This window comes from Dyadobacter sp. (assembly GCF_051859145.1).
Taxonomy (GTDB): domain Bacteria; phylum Bacteroidota; class Bacteroidia; order Cytophagales; family Spirosomataceae; genus Dyadobacter.
In genome coordinates, this window is record NZ_JBHYGF010000355.1 from 1 (window position 1) to 2,119 (window position 2,119).

General features: G+C 50.2%; 1 protein-coding gene and 1 pseudogene. Both read right to left on the bottom strand.

Translation table 11 applies throughout. From position 1 onward, the window contains the following. Positions 1-680: pseudogene (locus ACTIE6_RS18725) on the bottom strand (hypothetical protein); the annotation flags it as partial. Between the two features lie 21 nt (positions 681-701). Further along, positions 702-2,119: HEAT repeat domain-containing protein (locus ACTIE6_RS18730; protein WP_439558095.1), on the bottom strand; the 1,418-nt coding region annotated here is incomplete at its 5' end.

Consider the following 2,119-nt stretch of genomic DNA (forward strand, 5'->3'; position numbering starts at 1 on the left):
GAATTGGCAGTAAGTGGCACAACCGCAACCAGGTCCAGCAATGCAGGTACATCGGGCGCAATCGTCACGCCTGAAACTTTACCTTCATTCAGTAACAGAAAACCCTTGTTTTTGGCATAAACCACAGCCCCCTCGCCAAACGCAAATGCGGATTGAATAGACAGCCCGTGTTTGTAAGCTTTCACATTCTTACCATCCCAGAAAAAGTTGATCTGGTCGGAAATGAACCAGGCACCGGCTTTTGCGGGCAGAATCTGTATAATCTGGCCGGGCTTGTCTTTCAACTTCGCAGAGAGGCTTACGAAGCGGTGTACACCCAGACTATCATAAGCGAGGTAACCGAATTCCCCGTTAGCGCCCACGAGTACGCGGCCTTTTCGATCGGTTTTCAGCGCAGATACCCGCGTCACATTTTCAGTTTGGATGGTATTCCAGGAAACACCGTCAAATTCCAGCACGCCCGCGAAATTGGCAAAGTACATCATCCCGGTACTATCCTGCGTAATGCCAAAGTTCTGGTCGTGGGCGCGGTATTCGGAAGATTGATAAAATCCATACATCGGCCGGCCTGTCTCCCGCATAGCCGCGCTGCCGACCTGCGCCAAAACTGACGCGGCGCTCAGGCAAACCAGCCAAAATGCCAGCCCTAAATTCTTCATCTGATCAAACCTTCGGTCCATGTACTTATAATGCTAAATCCGTCACGCTGCCACTATTTCCGGCGCGACGTGATGTCTGATGTTCAAATCTTTTAACAGATAGTCTTCGACAATGTAAAACTCTGTCTCTTCCAATACATTAGGGATCATTGCCACGCCCAACGCTTTCAGTTCATTCACGCTCCTGATCTCACCGGCACTGATCACTCCCGCCTTTGAGAAAAGCAGCTTCCCGTAAGTAACCAGTACCGATAAGTCCGGCCGGTTGGTATGTTTCCTTAAATCAATCACTTCGCCTTCATCCTCCTTGAAGTACTCCGAATTGAGGAGAATTTTCTGTAATTCTCCATTGAGGAGCTTTTCCAGCCCCGGCGTCTCCCGCAGGCGGCGCAGCTTGCAGATCAGCAGGTCTTCTTCGGTAGCCAGCCATTCCAGCGGCTTCATGATCTGTAAATGAAACTGGTCATTGTCCCGCGTCATCACGTGCATCACCGAGCGGAACCGGGGCGGATTAATGATCCTGAGCACGTAGAAAGCAGTTTCAGAAATTACCTTGGAATGTGAAACCGCATTGGAGACAAGTATATCCGTGACATTCCCGGAAGGAAAATGTTTCAGCTCTTTAATCGCCACCGCCTTGGTCCACCTTGAAATGCGCGTATAATCCTTGTTGATCACGTCCTTCAAACGTTCTTCTACCGTGAGCTGCGCCTGGGGGAAAATTTCGTTGTACCTGCGGAACATCTCTTCACGCGAGTCGCTGTCGAGATAAGGAAGCACCTTGTTTTTCACATTCTCCGGCAGCATCAAATCAGAAATCTCCGTGAGATAGTCTCGGGCGTCGGTAGCCTGCTCGCCTCTCAGCAAAGTGATCGCGTGAAATCTTGACCCAAATACCACTTCCAGTACCGTAAATGCCTTGAAAATAATGCGCTGCTTCTCACGTTCCAGGTTCTGCATCATTTGCGAAGAAGCATCGTAAGCCTCGTCAAAATCGGTTTGCGCGGCCAGCAGCCAGGTGAAGGTTTTCAAATGCTCGTCGAGCTCGTTGAGCAGGTACGTCCGCTCTGTGGTATTACACACGTAATGCAGGTTGCGGAGCGCGTCGAGTACCTTGTCCTTTACGAAACGGTTGGGGTTTTCCAGATTTCTCCTCAAAAACCGCAGTGCCTCTGCATTGCCCAGTTCTTCCACCAGCTTGATCAGGTGCAGCTGCCGGTACCGGTTGTCATTGTTACTTAAAAAGGTTTTTTCAATGTATTTCAAAAGCGGCGTACCCGATTTGGCCAGTGCTGCAAATGCAACGGAATAGTACCTGTCTATCTCCATTTGTTCCATCAGGTAAGGCCACAACTCAGGCCTGCGTAGCTCGCCCGCGGTGTAAATAGCCGCTTTGCGAACAGCGGGACTTGGGTCCTGCAATAAGGGGATCAGGTATTTGAAAGACAGAAAACGACTCG